Origin of the sequence: Calothrix sp. UHCC 0171 (assembly GCF_034931845.1) — a bacterium.
Lineage (GTDB): Bacteria > Cyanobacteriota > Cyanobacteriia > Cyanobacteriales > Nostocaceae > Brunnivagina.
Map to the genome: position 1 here is coordinate 16,547 of NZ_JAYGHN010000047.1, position 16,892 is coordinate 33,438.

At 41.9% G+C, this 16,892-nt stretch carries 17 protein-coding genes; 4 read left to right on the top strand and 13 right to left on the bottom strand.

All coding sequences use genetic code 11. The features are described 5' to 3' along the window. Positions 1 to 311: 311 nt before the first annotated feature. The 7 genes from VB733_RS23890 to VB733_RS23920 are packed head-to-tail and all read right to left on the bottom strand — an operon-like array spanning position 312 to position 4,206. Positions 312 to 971 (bottom strand): Na(+)/H(+) antiporter subunit B, encoded by a 660-nt coding sequence (locus VB733_RS23890; protein WP_323342549.1) that lies wholly within the window; start codon positions 969 to 971, stop codon positions 312 to 314. Beyond that, positions 968 to 1,528, bottom strand: a complete 561-nt coding sequence (locus tag VB733_RS23895) for a DUF4040 domain-containing protein (RefSeq protein WP_323342550.1) — start codon at positions 1,526 to 1,528, stop codon at positions 968 to 970. The genes VB733_RS23890 and VB733_RS23895 overlap by 4 nt, the downstream gene beginning before the upstream one ends. Then, the gene (locus VB733_RS23900) at positions 1,518 to 1,811 is read right to left on the bottom strand and encodes a monovalent cation/H(+) antiporter subunit G (protein WP_323342551.1); all 294 of its coding nucleotides are present in this window, start codon (positions 1,809 to 1,811) and stop codon (positions 1,518 to 1,520) included. The genes VB733_RS23895 and VB733_RS23900 overlap by 11 nt, the downstream gene beginning before the upstream one ends. Further along, a complete protein-coding gene (locus VB733_RS23905; protein WP_323342552.1) occupies positions 1,804 to 2,061 on the bottom strand; it encodes a hypothetical protein in 258 nt (85 codons plus the stop codon). Before VB733_RS23905 ends, VB733_RS23900 begins: the two co-directional genes overlap by 8 nt. Then, complete coding sequence (locus VB733_RS23910; RefSeq protein WP_323342553.1) at positions 2,055 to 2,441, bottom strand: Na+/H+ antiporter subunit E; 387 nt, start codon at positions 2,439 to 2,441, stop codon at positions 2,055 to 2,057. The genes VB733_RS23905 and VB733_RS23910 overlap by 7 nt, the downstream gene beginning before the upstream one ends. Continuing rightward, the gene (locus VB733_RS23915) at positions 2,438 to 3,874 is read right to left on the bottom strand and encodes a cation:proton antiporter (protein WP_323342554.1); all 1,437 of its coding nucleotides are present in this window, start codon (positions 3,872 to 3,874) and stop codon (positions 2,438 to 2,440) included. Before VB733_RS23915 ends, VB733_RS23910 begins: the two co-directional genes overlap by 4 nt. Further along, positions 3,871 to 4,206, bottom strand: a complete 336-nt coding sequence (locus VB733_RS23920; protein ID WP_323342555.1) for a cation:proton antiporter subunit C — start codon at positions 4,204 to 4,206, stop codon at positions 3,871 to 3,873. The genes VB733_RS23915 and VB733_RS23920 overlap by 4 nt, the downstream gene beginning before the upstream one ends. Before the next feature lie 446 nt (positions 4,207 to 4,652). Between VB733_RS23920 and VB733_RS23925 the strand changes: the two genes are divergently transcribed. The 3 genes from VB733_RS23925 (at position 4,653) to VB733_RS23935 (ending at position 8,576) form a co-directional block, all read left to right on the top strand. Continuing rightward, a complete protein-coding gene (locus VB733_RS23925) occupies positions 4,653 to 7,616 on the top strand; it encodes an NHLP bacteriocin export ABC transporter permease/ATPase subunit (RefSeq protein WP_323342556.1) in 2,964 nt (987 codons plus the stop codon). A 153-nt stretch (positions 7,617 to 7,769) separates the two neighbouring features. After that, entirely contained in the window at positions 7,770 to 8,231 is a 462-nt protein-coding gene (locus tag VB733_RS23930; protein ID WP_323342557.1) for a VOC family protein, read from the top strand. Between the two features lie 60 nt (positions 8,232 to 8,291). Then, a complete protein-coding gene (locus VB733_RS23935) occupies positions 8,292 to 8,576 on the top strand; it encodes a hypothetical protein (protein WP_323342558.1) in 285 nt (94 codons plus the stop codon). A 63-nt stretch (positions 8,577 to 8,639) separates the two neighbouring features. Here VB733_RS23935 and VB733_RS23940 read toward each other — a convergent pair whose 3' ends face one another. The 4 genes from VB733_RS23940 to VB733_RS23955 form a co-directional block, all read right to left on the bottom strand. Continuing rightward, the gene (locus tag VB733_RS23940; RefSeq protein ID WP_323342559.1) at positions 8,640 to 9,386 is read right to left on the bottom strand and encodes a class I SAM-dependent methyltransferase; all 747 of its coding nucleotides are present in this window, start codon (positions 9,384 to 9,386) and stop codon (positions 8,640 to 8,642) included. A 298-nt stretch (positions 9,387 to 9,684) separates the two neighbouring features. Beyond that, positions 9,685 to 11,256: a metallophosphoesterase family protein gene (locus VB733_RS23945; RefSeq protein WP_323342560.1), complete on the bottom strand. Its 1,572-nt coding sequence runs from the start codon at positions 11,254 to 11,256 to the stop codon at positions 9,685 to 9,687. A gap of 183 nt (positions 11,257 to 11,439) precedes the next feature. Beyond that, positions 11,440 to 11,739: a DUF3593 domain-containing protein gene (locus VB733_RS23950; protein WP_323342561.1), complete on the bottom strand. Its 300-nt coding sequence runs from the start codon at positions 11,737 to 11,739 to the stop codon at positions 11,440 to 11,442. 47 nt (positions 11,740 to 11,786) lie between these two features. Continuing rightward, positions 11,787 to 12,149, bottom strand: a complete 363-nt coding sequence (locus VB733_RS23955) for a DUF2499 domain-containing protein (protein WP_323342562.1) — start codon at positions 12,147 to 12,149, stop codon at positions 11,787 to 11,789. Between the two features lie 362 nt (positions 12,150 to 12,511). Between VB733_RS23955 and csaB the strand changes: the two genes are divergently transcribed. Continuing rightward, on the top strand, positions 12,512 to 13,549 hold the full coding sequence (gene csaB / locus VB733_RS23960) for a polysaccharide pyruvyl transferase CsaB (protein WP_323342563.1): 1,038 nt from the start codon (positions 12,512 to 12,514) through the stop codon (positions 13,547 to 13,549). Positions 13,550 to 13,689: 140 nt separating this feature from the next. On the opposite strand, the gene VB733_RS23965 is transcribed toward csaB, so the two are convergent. Beyond that, complete coding sequence (locus tag VB733_RS23965) at positions 13,690 to 15,138, bottom strand: cobyrinate a,c-diamide synthase (protein WP_323342564.1); 1,449 nt, start codon at positions 15,136 to 15,138, stop codon at positions 13,690 to 13,692. A gap of 134 nt (positions 15,139 to 15,272) precedes the next feature. Continuing rightward, positions 15,273 to 16,643 carry a tRNA (N6-isopentenyl adenosine(37)-C2)-methylthiotransferase MiaB gene (miaB, locus tag VB733_RS23970; protein WP_323342565.1) on the bottom strand — a complete coding sequence of 457 codons (1,371 nt, stop codon included), beginning with the start codon at positions 16,641 to 16,643 and terminating at the stop codon, positions 15,273 to 15,275. Between the last annotated feature and the right edge of the window lie 249 nt (positions 16,644 to 16,892).

Below are 16,892 nucleotides of genomic sequence, written 5' to 3' on the forward strand. Positions count from 1 at the left end.
TTTTAGAGTTTGAATTTGAGATTGTAATAGACACCGGCAGACTCTCACTACAGAAAATCCTGTATGAGGAAAATTTCAGCAACCCGATTTTTGCCATAGAATAAATTTTCACCACCACAACTTAATTTTAAGTCAACTCGCCAGTAACTTGGAGTTTACCTAATATTTTCCAGAATCCTGATGAGGTTAAAATAGCTGAAAAAGATGGCGTAATTTGGTTATTTTCTTGATATTTGATGAATTGCGGGTAAATTGGGAGATAGTGCGATCGCCAACAGCAAACATATCTACTTTTTGCGCCATAGTCTTTTTTACAACAATCCCCGATAGCGGATAAAAATCAACACAGCTGCCCAAGAACCAAGGGCAACTTTGATGGCAACTAGGATATTGAGAATGGGAATAATCCCACCACTAAACAGTGTACCTAATTCTCCATACGGTAATTCTATGCCAGCCAGCGTCATCACCGCCAGCAGAATAAAAACAACAACTGAAACCTTTTCCCAGGTAGCAGTATGCCATTGCTGGTAAATTCTCTCCATCCACTCCGGTGATGAAGTCATGGCAATCAAACCAATTGCTGTTCCCCCGGCAACTCCTGCCGCAAAGCCTCCCCCCGGACTCAGATGCCCGCGAATAGCCAATTCAATACCCACCAATGCCGCAATGGTTGCCCCCAAACGTGCCAGTATCATCGAAGATTGATCTGTGAATTGATGCACTTGACTAGATGGACGTTCATTCGCCAGCAGAAACTTAGCACCCATAATTGCGATCGTGAACACAATCACTTCAAATATGGTGTCGTATAGGCGATTTCGGAAAATTATCCCCGAAACTGCATTCGGTACTCCAGTATCTTTGACAATTGTGGCAACGATTGAATCGGGTAAGCTGGGTGCCGGATTGGACAGGAAAAGCATTTTGATATAGAAGGCGATTCCCGCGACAATATAAACCCATTTCATAGATGTTTCTCCCTGGAATTTGAACCACTGAAGTAGGTTAATTGGGTTGTGGTTGAGGCAAGTCCACTGTGCATAATCTCATAGAGGCGACGGAGCCGAGTTGTCATCTGATAGGTTTGCACCTGTTCGTCATCCTCTAGGACGAGGGCGCAGGTGGCATGAATTTCCTTCTCTATCAGTGCTTGCTGCAAATCTTCCTCGTTGAGATAAGGAACCAGTTCCACCTGCATATGGTATTTACTAAAAATGCTTCGCAGTTCATCCATTAGTTGTTTAAAATCACTGCGCTGAGGTGCGATCGCCTCTTTGAGTACACCTAGACGCAGTACCATTGATGAGCGCACCGCCACCGCATAGAGTGTAATTGCCAACAGTGTCCCCACCAAGGCTTCCGTCAGTGCCACATCCGCCGCCCCCAAAATGGTGTACACCAATGCCGCTACTGCCCCTAAAATTCCCCGAATCACTAGGGCATGGTAGGGATTGACTTGAAAAATCAACATCGATGCCACCAGGGGTAACAGGGCGGTAATTACGTAAACATAGCTATCCGTCATTGTTACCCTCACTACCTGTAGTATTAGTGGAGCAATAGGCAAGTACGTAGCCCAGCATGGTGTTCCAAAGTGCCAGGGAAATGATGGCAAGGATGAGTAGGGGCAATTCTCTAGGTCGTTGCAGGAGTAAGCCGAAGATAATTGCGATCGAACCCAGGGTATCTGATACTGAAAGATTATGCAGTTTGAAGAGTACTGATCGCGGCTGGAGGAGGGAAGAAGTGCCCCAGAACCAGAAAAACAACCCGATCGCAATGCAGGTATAACTCAGGAAATTAATCATAGTCCCCCATCCGTTTGAGAATATGTGCCAATAACATTAATCCAGCGTTGCCCACACTGAGGATGATGACACCAACAACCCCAATCATCCAATCGTCGCGCAACACCGAAATTAACAGAATCATCACAGATGTCTTCGTGGCGACACTGGAAAATGCCAGCATCGTCTGCCAAATATCATCATCCTTCCATGCCTCATAGAGAGGAATAAGCAATGCCAAAATCATGGCAATCAATGCGAGGTTCAGCATGACTTTTTCCTCCTCTGTACCCGGTGTACTTCATACCAGCCCTCTTCGTGATATTTCACAACTATGGTTTTGGGCGTAAAGGTAATCAGGAAAATATCCAGGAAGACGAGTCCTGGGGAACGCCGAGATTTTACCCGTTCCATGACAATTTCTTCCTGATTATGGGGACGAATAATCAACTCAACTGCCTCTATATAGGCTTGGGGAATTGCCATGATGATTTTTCCCAATACCGTGAGTAAATCCTGGAGACGTGCCGGCGGGGTGTAGCTGCGAGGTAACAGCAGGGCAACACTAATACCAATGATGATATTGACTACAGTAAAATTAGCGGTGAGCAAAAACCAAATAGCCAGTCGGAGGATAAGTTGTGCCATCATGCCAGTGCCATCCAAAAGAGTAGAATTAAACTCAGACTCATGACTCCAATCAGATGCTCAAATTGCTCCAACACACGCGGTAATTTGAACACAAGTCGTCGGAAAATCGCAAAATATGCTATCCATCCCAGGGCGATTGTCACTAGGGGTTTGACAATATTCGCCACGCTATAAGCTTCGTAATACACAACATTGGCGGCAACAAGTCCACCCAGCAATAGCAACATTGCCGCCCAGAAACCTATCCTTAAAGGCTCATCTTGAGCTTGGTTCTTGTGGGGGAGAAAAATGAGTTTCGCAAAGGAGATTGCCGTACCTAGAGCCGCCAGATTCATCCCGATCACCTGCCAGGATAATAGATTTTTCATGGTTAATACCTTCGCCCCAAAGCCAGATAACAACGGAAAGCCGGAAATCGAAAAACTGGCAATAACTAGGGCAATCCAGATTGGGGTATGGATGGGTTGATGTTGTAGTTCCTTGAGGTTGCGGCTTGGTAGAATCCCTACAATCAGAAACAGTGCCCCTTTCACTAAGCCATGAGTCAGGGCATAGAACCCGCCTACTTCCGGAGCCGCCAGAATAAAACCCAACTGCGACACCGTATGAAATGCCAGCATTCGTTTGGCATCTTTCTCAAAAACAGCATAAAAAACTCCTAGTACCGCCGTCCCCACGCCAAAAATGCGGACAATGGGATCAATCTCCTCCACCAGCAGAGCGCAACGCACCAACGGCAGGACACCTGCTTTGACGACAACCCCCGACATCAATGCCGAAACGGGGGACTCCGACTCCGAATGAGTCAAAGGCAACCATAATCCCGATACGAAAATTCCCCCCTTTACCAATAGTCCCAGAAAAATGAGAGCGATCGCCTCTGGAGGTGCCCCCCGCAACCCGACAAAATCAAAGGAATGGTGTGCCTTATAAACCAGCACCGCCCCCACTAAATAAAACAGCATGGCAACATTGCTGACAAATAAATAGCGCAAGCCCACCCAAATTGAGCGATCGCTGCGGGGATAAGCAATCAACAAAAATGTGGCAATACTAATGACTTCTAAAGCCACGTATAGGCTAATAAAATCTGAACAAGCAAAGGCGGCATTGACGCTGCCATGCAAAATTAGGGTTTGGGCATAAAAGAAGGTTGTCCTATCGCTACGCCAGCAGTAGAGAATTACCGCCGCCGTTACCAGGGCATTGGTCAAAATAAAGAAGGCTGCTAAGGGATCGAGGATTAAGCTAACACCGAAGTTATCCAACAACCTCATCGCCTGTGGTGTTTGCTGAATAAATAAATACACCGCATATCCAGCCGAAACCAAGGCACCGCCAAGGGCGAGATATCGATCCAGTTTGGGAAATAGATAAATGGCGAACCCCACTAAAAATGGGAAGACAATCCAGATCAGTGTTAGGGTAGTCATGGTGTATTACTGTTCTCAATCTCGTTGCTTTCTAAGGTGGGGTTATCTCGTGCTAACTTCATGACACCGACTAGCATCAGAGCCTGAATCGAAAAGCCAATCACGATCGCCGTTAAAATTACTGCTTGAGGAACCGGATCGGCATAGGCTCCTTTCTGGACATTTAAAGCAATGGGTGTGAATAATCCCTCCCGTGATGCGACTAACACGTAATAGGCAATTACCCCTGTACTCATGACATCCATCGAGATAATTTTCATCACCAGATTCTTTTTAAAGATGATTCCGAAAAATCCACATAATATAGTTGCGAATACAAAGGCTTCTAACACAGTAGTTTCCCTAATAACACTCAATTGATACCCTAAGGGGGCGATACAACAAACTAGTTGATACAGACAGAAGATGGAAGGGAAGAAAATTTCTCAAATAGGCTTTTTTCCTATCTTTTACTAGGCTGACTATCACTTTCTACCCACTAGACTTCAATAGTATTCATAGATATATATCAATGGCTAAGTGAAAATGCTGATAAAAATATTATGTCTCATTCTGTTCATTCAGACTATCCCTATGGAAAATATGCCTGGAAAGTAGTGTGATTCAAGGCTTTAGGCAACTCAATCATTTGGTGTAGATAGAGAATTGCGAAAGAGATTAGCTGCTTCTGAACACTAATTTCTGCATAGCTTCGGCAGAACTAGAAATAGTCTCTGATACAGCGTGGTTTCATGGCTGCTTGCCGATAGATACAGAGATTTAGTTTGGGAGATTGCTCATGTTGGCTGAAGGTGACAGCATTGGCGTATTTGGAGAATTGTATTTTTTCAAAAGTAATGACCCTCTGTTACTTGATGATGGGAATCATATTTGGTTAGTCAAATCGGGTTCTTTGGCTCTATTTGCAATTAATGTGCAAAATGGTATACCCAAGGGTAGAAGACGTTATTTATTTAGTGTGAAGGCTGGGGAAGCGATGTTTGCAGTTCCTCCCATATCGGTGGATGGGGGACATCAAATTCTTGCGGTTGCTTTGGAAGAATGCGAGCTTTTATTACTTTCGACAGATGAATTTTCTGAGTTATTTATTCACGAAAAAAAAGAGAGCCAAAATTATGGGGATTTCAACCAAGAATCAACGTTAGCAACAAAAATTGATACTTGGGTACATCATCTTGGTGCTACTATCTCGGAAATTACTTCGCCAAAATTACCAACACCAATGCAAGCTCCCGGATGTGGTGTTTTAGGTGCAGGAGAAGTATTTCAAGCGAGTCACGACACTGTGGTTTGGACTCAAATCCTCCAAGGGAAAGGGAATTTATGCGGATTAGATAGCTTAGAAATTGACTCTCATCTTGGTAGAATTCCTCTAGAAACATATTTATGGTTACAATCCCAAGATATTGTCGAAATTGACTCAATTCTGAGTGACAATATTGACGATGCCAATATATTATTAACTGGTTTAAATAGATTACAAACTTTTGTCTTACAAGCGATCGCACAATTAGAGCAACAGCAAAATCAGGCGGAGTTAGTACGCTTTCAAGCCAGGGAAAGGTTAAATAATCAAGCAATTACGAATACACTTACAGAATTTGCCAGTATTTTTGATGCCCAAGAAAAACAAGTTGCCACCGTCAAACAAGCACTAACCCATGATGAAGCCTTATTATTTGCGGCGGGTGCGGTGGGTAAATTTTTGGGGATTAATATTTGTCCTCCTGCTAACTCGGAGGATTTACGACGGGTGCGTGATCCTTTGGATGCAGTTGCCCGTGCTTCTCGGATTCGAGTGCGGCGGATTACATTGCGGGATAAATGGTGGTTACAGGATAGCGGTCCTTTACTGGCTTACACTTTAGAAGATAACCGCCCGGTGGCGATTTTACCGATTTCCGATACCCGTTACGAAATTATTGACCCAATTTTACAAAAACGGATAAAATGCGATCGCCAAACCGCCAGCACAATTTCGGGAACCGCATACACCTTTTATCGACCTTTACCGCAGATATTGCAGGCAACATCTTTGCTGAAATTTGCTCTCCACGGACGTTCCCAGGAACTGTGGACACTATTGCTAGGAGGAATTGCTACCACACTACTAGGTGCGATCGCGCCGCAAGCTACTGCCATTCTCATTGACCAAGCAATTCCCGATGCTAATCGAGCCTTATTGTACCAAATTGCTTGTGGTTTAGTGGCAACAACTTTGGGTGCAACTTTATTCCAACTTACCCAAGGGTTTGCGATTATGCGCTTGGAAACCTTTGCGGATACTACCACCCAAGCGGCAGTCTGGGATCGACTTTTGACTTTGAAACCGTCTTTTTTCCGGGAATTTTCTATCGGTGATTTAAGTGCCCGCGTTTCTGTCATTAGTCAAATTCGCCAAAAACTCAGCAATACTATCCTCAAAACTCTATTTTCCAGTGTTTTTTCCTTGCTGAATTTAGGATTGCTATTTTACTACAGTTTTCCCTTGGCATTAATTGCGGCACTTGTTGCCCTCATTAATATTGCCGTCACCATCGTTTCTGGCATTCTCACCATCCGCAAAGTTCGTCCCCTCCTGAATATGCAAGGTAAACTCTTTGGGATGATGGTACAAATTATTGGAGGTGTATCAAAATTTCGTACATCAGGGGCAGAAGCTAGGGCATTTGCTTACTGGGGTCGGCAATATCGCCATCAACTACACTTAATGATGGATTCCCAAAGTATCGATGATAACCTAGTAGTTATTAATAATATTCTTTCAGCCCTCACTCCAGCCGTAATTTTTGCTTTTGCCACCAACCTATTACAACAATCCCAGGCAGATGGGGCAACAGCCTTCTCTACGGGTACTTTCCTCGCTTTCAATGCTGCATTTGGTACATTTATTGGTGGTGCCACCAGCTTAAGTACCACGGTTGTCGATATCCTCGAAGCCTTACCTCTGTGGGAACGTGCCCAACCGATCCTCAAAGCCACACCGGAAGTTGATAGTAGTAAATCTGACCCCGGTAGATTATCGGGAAGAGTGGAAATTAAAAATGTGATTTTTCGTTACCGTGCTGATGGCGCTTTAACTTTGGATGATGTCAGCTTACGTGCGGAACCGGGAGAATTTATTGCCTTGGTGGGACCATCAGGAAGCGGTAAAAGCACCTTATTTCGACTGTTATTAGGATTTGAAAACCCAGAATCCGGCAGCGTTTGTTATGACGGACAAGAACTTGCGGGGTTAAATGTGAATGCGGTGCGTCGTCAGTTAGGTGTAGTTTTGCAGAATAGCCGTGTCATGTCTGCATCTATCTTTGAAAATATTTCCAGTAATGCTGTTTTAACAATGGATGAGGCTTGGGAAGCTGCAAAAATGGCAGGTTTAGCGGAAGATATTGCCGCAATGCCAATGGGAATGCATACGGTAGTTAGTGAAGGCGCGACTAACTTATCGGGAGGACAGCGACAAAGATTATTAATAGCCCGTGCATTAGCTTTACGTCCGCGAATTTTGCTGTTTGATGAAGCCACCAGTGCTTTAGATAATAAAACTCAAGCAATAGTTAGCGAAAGTTTAGAAAAATTAAATGTCACAAGAATTGTCGTTGCCCATCGTTTAAGTACAATTCGGAATGCAAATCGAATTTATGTGTTGCAAAATGGTAGATTAGTCCAACAAGGTAGTTTTGAACAACTAGCACAGCAACCTGGATTATTTAGCTTACTAATTCGCCGACAGCGAGTTTAGCAAGTAGCAGATGAAAATTAAACTATTAAATATTACAATTGCTGAATTAGGGAACGATTAAGACTGCAAGCTTGAGTGCCAGTAGATGTTGATTTCAATCGAACAGTGCTAGCTTCAGCATAAATGTAAATATATCTCCCTTCTTAAATTACTATGCGATCGCCCCTTCCATCTCTTACAACTGTATTGGCACGTGGTGATTTACGCCGAGTACACCATATTGCCTTAAATGTCAAAGATATGCAAGCTTCGCGTCAATTTTACAGTCAGATTTTGGGATTACATGAACTCGTTGGTGAGGAAATTCCCGCAACCTTAGCCCAGCTAGTTGCAGAAGGGAAAGTTGCTAATTTTGAAACTCCCGATGGGACAATCATCGACTTATTTTGGGAACCTGATTTGTCACCACCCCATCCCAATCCAGAACACAGCTTTACCAGAGCGTACCATCTAGCATTTGATATTGCACCAGAATTATTTGATCACGCAGTGCAGGTTTTGCGAGAGAATGGGATTGCGATCGCCCATGGTCCTGTCACCCGTCCCACTGGTAGAGGTGTTTATTTTTATGACCCCGATGGGTTTATGGTGGAAATTCGCTGCGATCCTGTTTAATAATTTAATTATTAACCTAATTATTAACCTAATAATTCTCTAACTCCTAAATTTTAAAAGATGTCACAACCAGCCAAACTATATCAAGTAATTGAAGACGCAATTCAAAGACCTCTGATTCCCCACGAGCCTGCCAAGCAATCACTCAAACAATGGGCAATGTTTGTGTTACGCGATAAGGGATTTAAAGTTATATATGCTCAAAATGCTGATTTTGCCATTGAAAGAGGTGGAGAGAAACTCTATTTTAAAGTCGCAAATACGGGCAATGAATTAGATAGTAAATTTAATTGGATAACGTGGGATAGTAACACAAAAGCAGTGAGTGTGATTCCCGCGCAATAAATTTAGTTTAATTTAATTTCATTGATTTAATTACAAATTAAGTATTGGCTATATTTTTACTTTTCAAATCGAAGATTTTTCAAAAATCATCAGATGTTGTTGTGGCAAAATATTTTTAGTTTCTCGCCAAATTAAACCAACTGTTTGCATTTCCTTCTTCACTTGCTTCTGGGTCATTTTATGCAAAGCTTTAATCATAATAAATGGGTTCTCCCCGCGATATTCCACAAAAGCAACTCTACCACCAGGCTTTAAAGCTTTGACAATTTCCACCATCATTTCGTGAGGATAGGCAAACTCATGATAGGCATCAACCATGACAGCTAAATTAATACTTTCAGGCGGTAAATTTGGGCTTGTTTCTGTTGCTAAAATCGTCTCAACATTGCTAATATTTTTCTCCTGCTGAAAATATCCAATTATTTCCAACATCTCTGGCTGAATATCCACAGCTAAAACTTTTCCCTGCGACAAATAAGGTGCAATTAAAAAACTTAAATAACCTGTACCTGCACCAATATCAGCAACAATATCATTTGCTTGTAATCCTAAAGCCGCAACTATTTTACTTGGTTGCTCCTCCACTTCACGACTCTGACGTTCCAACCAACCTGCACCTGTATGCCTCATTACCCGTGCAATTTCTCGCCCCATATAAAACTTACCAATTCCATCGGGATTATGCTTGGGAAGTTGTTGGTAAATATCTGTAGTTACATTTGCAATTGCTGGATTAGTAAAAGCAAAAGTAGAGAGGAAAATAACTAGAAAAATGCTCAAAATTGTAATAATAGTTTTTTTATACTTCATAATTTATTGACTCTATACAATTCCTAATATTTGGAATATTAATAATTATAAATAATTATTAATAAAAACAAGATGTGTCTCTTGCTCAGACAGTATTGAGAAATTAGAAATACTGTGCATTGATGAAAATCCCCACTTTTCAATTTGCGGGGATACTCTAACTGCCAATACAGTTCGATTAGGGAGCAAAAGGGTAAAAATAAGACTGAATATCTATACGCTATTGATTCTCAAAGCTAAAAGCTCAAAGCTAACCGCTAATAGCCATTTTTGCTTAACCGAACCGTATTGCTCCAACTTATAACTCAAATGGTTGCATGGAAATATCCTCCCATGTTTCCTGACTCCATTTAGCCACAAACGGACGTACAAAAAACTTTGGAGGATTTCCAGATTTCACATCAATTCGCACAAAAGAATACGGTAGCACCCTAGATAAATTTTTCCCAGTACGTCCCACAAATAAGTGTGAATCTGCTACCTTCGACTCATAATCGCCCGCAGCACTGACAAACTTCTCCATTAACTCATTTCCTTCCGGACGATGGCGACGGGGACGATGACCGCTACCACCAGAAATAATACAATTGAGATGGGAGTCTGCATGTCCAGTATCAGTTGTTTGTAAATATTCCAAACAATGTGCATGTCCATTTAAAATTAAATCAACAACTGGACGTTTTCCCCGTTGAGAACCTAAAGTTTCCGCAACAGCATCAAAAACTTGCCGTAATCGATGACGCACTGCTAAAGTTTGCGCTTGCTTCCACTTACTGGCTTCAGTTACATAGGGTGGATGGTGAAAATAAAGTACACGTCCCCGCACTTCTTCACTACACCAAGACTCAATTAAGCGCTGTTTCAGCCAATTCAACTGTTCCCAGTCAATAACTTCGCCGATATTGGCATTCAGTTGTTTCTCAATATCAATTTTTACCTCATCGATTTGATTTAGTTTGGCATTGAGAGCATCAAGTTGTAGCGCATCATGGGGATTATCTAAATTTAGCTCCCCACGAGCATCCAAAATTTCAATTTCTTCAAGTTCAATATCTCGACGGCGCTTTTCTAACTCACGTCGATCGCTTTCTCCCTCTTCTGTATCAGGGATGGGTGAGGGTGTGTTGAAAGTATCGGAGTCCAAGGCAAAAAAGTCAATCCCACCGTAACGAAACGTATAATAACGATTGGGAAGACGAGTAAAAAATCCTGGCAAGTAACGCAAACATCTGCCTGTATCAGTTTTGGCAGTGTAATAGGTATCTAAATGTTCTTCCAGAAATTGTCGGGACTTAATATCTTGTAAATAATCGAGAAAAGCCCTGGCAAAAGCATTTCCTTGTCCCGAACCATACCAACCAATTTCGATATTTTTATACTGAAAAAATCTTCTGAGTACCTGAGTGCTACCTGTAACCAGACGGGAAATTAAGGGCACATCATAATAATCATGATTCCCCAAAACAGGTAAAATAGGAGTCTTGAAAGTCATGCGATCGTAAGTGATGCGTTTTGTATCTTCCCCACCCTCCAAAAATTCACGATAGGGTTCAATGAAATTTTGCCGGTAATATTCGTGGGAACCAACTACATAAACCACATCACCAGTATGCAAGACAAAACTACATTCCTCCTGGTGTGGCAGCATTAATTCTGCTATTTTGCGTTGGGGGTGAAAATTGGGATGTGGTTTCGTGCCACTATCACCAATAACCATAAACGAAAAATCTGGACAATCCTGCTTACCATCATCCAGAACCATGGAAGTTTGATCAATCCCATGCTCAATCATACTTGGATGCTGCCATAGCACCCGTTCCTTCATCTTTTGAATTTTAACCGAATTGGGTGCTTCAGATATCAGCTTCATGCCTTGAAAACTCCCGGATACTTTTGTTTAACTCCTGTGTTTTCGCTCCATGATTGTACCTATTTGTTTGTGAATAAATACAACATAGTTACTGCGATCGCATATCTCTCATCCAGTAAAGTCAGGTGATATAATTTACATCTACATCAAGAATACATTTGTTGTAAAAACTGCTTGCCCAAATCACTTGGAGGCTTGCCTTTTCTTTTCTATTACCGCTTGACTAAATCCCAACACAATCAAAATATTAGTCAGTGTGAGAAATACTTCAGCGCTACCATGTAACCAATCAATATTCGCCAAAGCTTCTCCATAATGAACTTTAGCATAAATGCCCGCAGGGATAGTGACACCGACAAATACGAGAGTTCCATAAAAGCCGTATAAAGCTAATTTTGGCATTTGTCGGGAACGGGTAATAAACCACAAAAAGCCTAAATAGGGAAATAAAGACAGGGCAAATAAGGTTTCTTTGGAAATCATGTTGAGGTTGTATATTTTTGATTGATTAGCCGGATTGAATATATTTTTTAGTTACTATCCTGAATGCCTTTTGCGGAAATAGGCTGTTGGTTATCTGAAGAATTTAATTCTTGTTCCGGCTGACTATTCCGCCAGATAAAATATGCTGCGATTAAAAGAGTAAAATTGCCAAACACAGTCATGCTCGCCTGTAGCGTCACCAACCATTCCAGAGCAGGGGAATTATCAAAATAATGCCAGGTGCAAGCACACATGGCACTGACTAATGCTGGTAGCATGGCGAGAGAAAAGCCAAACCAGGTGCGATTTTGAGTAATTTCACCATACGTCCAAATTAACCAAATTGCGGCTATCCATTCGATAACGCTGGAAACGTGAATTATCCAGGTGGGAATTGAAAGTGCGTGCATAAATTAAAGGGGAAACAAAGGGGATGTATGAATGGGCGACAAGGTGACACGAAGATGGGAGGATAGGGGGAAAAGAATAGTTTTTTGTCTCCAAGACGCTTTGTAAAACAGTGAGACTCGCGGATTCTGGCAGAAAAAAATTTCCCCGCTAACTCCTCTTGATAAGTAAATTTCTTTTCTTCCACCCTTCGGAGGAGCTAGGCTAACGACGGGACGGAAACCGACACCGCCAACTGGCTTACTCCCCCTGTCTTTGAGAAATGTCCAATTCTCGAATTTCTGTAACAGTGACAGATACTCAGTTTATCGGAAAGCTGTTAATCTAAATATCCAAATCTGAAATCTTTAAATTAAAAATCATCATGCGGGCATTATTATCTGGGTATTACGGCAAGGGGAATGGTGGAGATGAGGCATTACTAGCAACGCTTTTGCAGATGTTGCCATCCCATATTACGCCTGTGGTGCTGTCAGGGAATCCCCAGGAAACGAGTCAGCGTTATGGGGTGGAAGCCCAGGAAAGAATGTCCATACCGACTGTCATTAAAACTTTGCGCTCCTGCGATGCTTTTATTTGGGGTGGCGGTAGCCTTATCCAAGACGCAACCAGTGCAATTAGCCCGTTTTATTACGTGAGTTTGATGGCATTGGCACAAAAAATGGGCTTAACTACTGTAGCATGGGCACAGGGGATTGGTCCTTTGCTGCGATCGCAAACTAAATGGGTAGCGCAAAAAACCTTTGCGGGTTGTACAAAAGTCAGTGTTAGGGATACAAAGAGTACTGAATTATTAACTGGCTGGAAAGTGCCTCATTTTCTGGCTCCTGACCCCGTATGGGCGCTAAAATCAAAACCAACACCGGGATTATGGGATTTGCCTGCGCCAAGGGTTGCTGTGACTTTGAGAAGCCATTCCCAGCTAACTGCACCAAAATTAGCAAGAATTACTAAGGCTTTGGTTGATTTTCAGAAAGCTACACAAACTTATATTATTTTACTGCCATTTCAGAAAACTCAAGACATGGCGATCGCTCAAGCAATTCAACCGGCACTGAAGGATGTGAGTAAGATATTACATTTTGAGGAGCCGGAAGTTTTAAAAGGTGTGTTTCGCGGTGTGGATATGGCAATTGGGATGCGTTTACACAGTTTAATTATGGCAGCAAGTGAGGGATGTAAGACTTTTGCACTCAGTTATGATCCCAAAGTTAATCGATTGATGGAAGATACTGATATGCCGGGTTGGGATTTGGCAAATTTACCGGAAGATGCGAATGAAATTAGTACGGCTTGGATTGAACATTATGCCAATGGTGAGCCTTTATCAGCTGATAAAATTCAGTTTTTATTAGATAGGGCATTAATTCATCAAGCTGTACTGAGTGATGCTTTGAGTTGAGGATAATAAGTAGTGGAAATGATGAATGTCTAATTTACATTCTCCCGAAATCACTTTTTTTGTTTTCTTGCCATCTGCCATCAAAAATACAAAATTATTGCCTGTGAAACTTCCATTGAGATAGCAAAAAAGTCGAGTTGTTATGCATGATTGAAAACTTCTCGAAATTGATGACAATGTTCAACAAACCTTTGAGGAATTTCCAGATTACCTCCCCAATGCAGATGAATATAGGAAGCATGAAGATTCGGCAGAATATTCCATCCCTCGTAACCTGTGAATTCATCAGTGTCGTAACGAGAAGTTGTAAATAGGAGTTTTGTGGAGGAGAACTCAGGATTTAATAATAACCGGGAACGATGAAATTCATGCCCATAAATCACAGTATTTGCCGGAACTAATAAACCATCTTGCAAAGCCACAGCACGACGATAACCCAAAGTTAAACGTTGATCCATTGTTGCGATTGCAGGTAATATTCCTAACATAGGATATGCTGTTTCCGCAAAATCAATCATGCGATCGCACAAATACATTAATCCCCCACACTCAGCTATAGTCGGCATCCCTGCCAAAATCGCATTTTTGACAGAATTTATTCCACTAGTATTATTTGCTAACTGCTCTGCAAACATCTCCGGGAATCCACCACCAAAATACATTCCCTGAATATTTTCGGGTAAATTTGTATCGACTAAAGGACTCCAAAAAACCAGTTCTGCACCCAGTTTTTCCAGCAAATCAAGATTATCTTGATAATAAAAATTAAAAGCCTTATCAAATGCGATCGCAATTCTGATTCGGGTATTAGACACAGGGTATACTCGAAGATATGGAGAAATCTCTTCCTTGTCCTCATTTACACCTGTATTCCCACATCCCCTCTCTTCCCCAATCTGTAAAAGCGGTAATAACCGCTCCCAATCAAAACAACTCTTACCTAATGCCGCCAGTCGAGAAATAATACTATCTAACTCTGGTAATTCTTCGGTGGGAATTAAACCCAAATGTCTGTCAGGAATACTAATATTATCTTCGCGCCATAATACACCAAAAACAGAAATTTGTAAAGCTTCGAGAGCATTTTTTAATAATTCCAAATGCCTATCACTACCAACTCGATTTAATACCAATCCCGCAATCTTGAGATGCGGATCAAGTGTAGAATAACCATGGGCGATCGCAGCCACGGAACCCGACAAACGACTGCAATCAATTACCAACAACACCGGAATCTTGAGTAATTTAGCAATATGTGCTGTACTTGCAAAAGAAGGTAGGGAAGTAGGGAAACCCCTCTCCACCCCAACCCCGTCAAACAAACCCATCACCCCTTCCACTAGGGCAAAATCAACCTCTTGAGTCTGCCCTGCAAAACATTCTTGTACGAAATCCTCAGAAGTCAAAACAGGGTCTAAATTACGACAAGCTCTCCCTGTGACATATCGATGAAACATCGGGTCTATATAGTCTGGACCAACTTTAAACGATTGCACCCGAAGTTTTTTTTGGCACAAATAAGCAAGTAGGGCGAGGGTAACTGTTGTCTTGCCTACCCCACTAGAAGTACCAGCAATAATTAACGGCATAAATTCGTAATTAGTCAATTTGCGGAGACGTATACTAAGAACGGTTAGAAAATAAACTTCTCAAAATGCTATTAGCGTTTATTTATAGGTCTTGTAGCTAATCGCTAACCGCTCTCACTATATTTTCTGATGGCTCAATAAGAACTACAACCTGTTAAAACTTTACCGACAACTTCACCCGTCAAACTAAACGCCCGTACCTCGTTAATCTTCACCTGCACTATTTGACCCTTGAGTTGATTTATATTACCAGTAAAGAATGTCAAACGGTTTCCACGAGTTCTTCCCATTACTTGCATTGCATCTTTCGGGTTTTGATCTTCCACCAACACCTCTTCGATACGTTCCATATACCTTTGCGATCGTGTATAAGCTTTAATATTGACTAAATGATTTAGCCGTTGCAATCTGTCCTTTTTCACTTCTTCACTTAATTGTTCCTCCCACACAGCCGCAGGCGTACCTGGACGTGGCGAATATGCGGCAGTATTGAGTAAGTCAAACCCAATATCGTCCACTAATTTTAGTGTATTTTCAAATTGTTCTTCCGTTTCCCCAGGGAAACCAACAATTGCATCTGCGCTAATCGATGCATCAGGCATATATTTACGAATTGTGTCAATGATGCGGCGATATTTTTCCTGTGTATAACCACGAGACATTCGCTTCAAAATTTCATTATCACCTGACTGAAAAGGTATATGAAAATGTTCACAAACCTTGGGTAATTCGGCACAAGCCTTAATTAAACGTTCCGTAAAATAACGGGGATGGGAAGTTGCAAAACGAATTCTTTCAATTCCTGGTACATCGTGAACGTAGTACAGCAAATCCGTCAAAGTATTCAAATGGCGACCTTCTGGTGTAGTTCCTGGTAAATCACGTCCGTAGGCATCAATATTTTGACCTAATAATGTTACTTCCTTGTAACCTTGTTGCCCTAGCTCTTCCATCTCTGCACGAATTGCTGCTGGAGTTCGTGACTGCTCCACACCGCGCACATTAGGAACTACGCAATAGGTACAGCGTTCGTTACATCCATAAATAACATTTACCCATGCAGTCGCTTTGCTGTCGCGACGCGGTTTCGTAATATCTTCGAGAATATGGATTGATTCTGTCGCCACCACTTGATTACCATCGAAAACCTGTTGCAACAAGTCTTTGAGACGGTTCGCATGTTGTGGTCCCATCACTAAATCTAATTCTGGCACTCGTCGTAATAACGATTCCCCTTCTTGTTGTGCCACACAACCTGCCATCACCAAAACTAAATCAGGCTCCTTACGCTTGCGATCGGCTTGCCTACCTAGATGCGAATATACTTTTTGTTCAGCATTATCACGTATAGTACAAGTATTGTAAAGAATTATCTTCGCCTGATTTGGGTCTTCTGAATACTCAAATCCCATGTCTTCTAAAATACCAGCCATACGTTCAGAGTCGGCTTTGTTCATCTGGCAACCGAAAGTTGTAATGTGGTAGCGAGGGAATGGAGTAGTCATAATTTTGAGAATTTTGGGGTGGAGGTAGGGGGTAGATAACTAATAAATTATAGAGTTTTGTTACTACGAGTGGGATGCTTGATGAGGTGATATTTACTAGTGTTTGTTTTTATATTTGGTAAACATACTACAGATCGGAATTATAGCAGCTACAAGAAATACCTGAAAACTTAAGTCATCTCAGTTTACCAAGCTTGTGTCTTCCTAAAAGAGTCGCACACAAAACAAAAAACAAAGGCTTCTCTAAAT

What these genes read in the sequence shown, in the direction of transcription:
- VB733_RS23890 (WP_323342549.1), bottom strand. Translation starts at nt 971, where the DNA reads ATGAAATGGGTTTATATTGTCGCGGGAATCGCCTTCTATATCAAAATG.
- VB733_RS23895 (WP_323342550.1), bottom strand. Translation starts at nt 1,528, where the DNA reads ATGACGGATAGCTATGTTTACGTAATTACCGCCCTGTTACCCCTGGTG.
- VB733_RS23900 (WP_323342551.1), bottom strand. Translation starts at nt 1,811, where the DNA reads ATGATTAATTTCCTGAGTTATACCTGCATTGCGATCGGGTTGTTTTTC.
- VB733_RS23905 (WP_323342552.1), bottom strand. Translation starts at nt 2,061, where the DNA reads ATGCTGAACCTCGCATTGATTGCCATGATTTTGGCATTGCTTATTCCT.
- VB733_RS23910 (WP_323342553.1), bottom strand. Translation starts at nt 2,441, where the DNA reads ATGATGGCACAACTTATCCTCCGACTGGCTATTTGGTTTTTGCTCACC.
- VB733_RS23915 (WP_323342554.1), bottom strand. Translation starts at nt 3,874, where the DNA reads ATGACTACCCTAACACTGATCTGGATTGTCTTCCCATTTTTAGTGGGG.
- VB733_RS23925 (WP_323342556.1), top strand. Translation starts at nt 4,653, where the DNA reads ATGTTGGCTGAAGGTGACAGCATTGGCGTATTTGGAGAATTGTATTTT.
- VB733_RS23930 (WP_323342557.1), top strand. Translation starts at nt 7,770, where the DNA reads ATGCGATCGCCCCTTCCATCTCTTACAACTGTATTGGCACGTGGTGAT.
- VB733_RS23935 (WP_323342558.1), top strand. Translation starts at nt 8,292, where the DNA reads ATGTCACAACCAGCCAAACTATATCAAGTAATTGAAGACGCAATTCAA.
- VB733_RS23940 (WP_323342559.1), bottom strand. Translation starts at nt 9,386, where the DNA reads ATGAAGTATAAAAAAACTATTATTACAATTTTGAGCATTTTTCTAGTT.
- VB733_RS23945 (WP_323342560.1), bottom strand. Translation starts at nt 11,256, where the DNA reads ATGAAGCTGATATCTGAAGCACCCAATTCGGTTAAAATTCAAAAGATG.
- VB733_RS23950 (WP_323342561.1), bottom strand. Translation starts at nt 11,739, where the DNA reads ATGATTTCCAAAGAAACCTTATTTGCCCTGTCTTTATTTCCCTATTTA.
- VB733_RS23955 (WP_323342562.1), bottom strand. Translation starts at nt 12,149, where the DNA reads ATGCACGCACTTTCAATTCCCACCTGGATAATTCACGTTTCCAGCGTT.
- csaB (WP_323342563.1), top strand. Translation starts at nt 12,512, where the DNA reads ATGCGGGCATTATTATCTGGGTATTACGGCAAGGGGAATGGTGGAGAT.
- VB733_RS23965 (WP_323342564.1), bottom strand. Translation starts at nt 15,138, where the DNA reads ATGCCGTTAATTATTGCTGGTACTTCTAGTGGGGTAGGCAAGACAACA.
- miaB (WP_323342565.1), bottom strand. Translation starts at nt 16,643, where the DNA reads ATGACTACTCCATTCCCTCGCTACCACATTACAACTTTCGGTTGCCAG.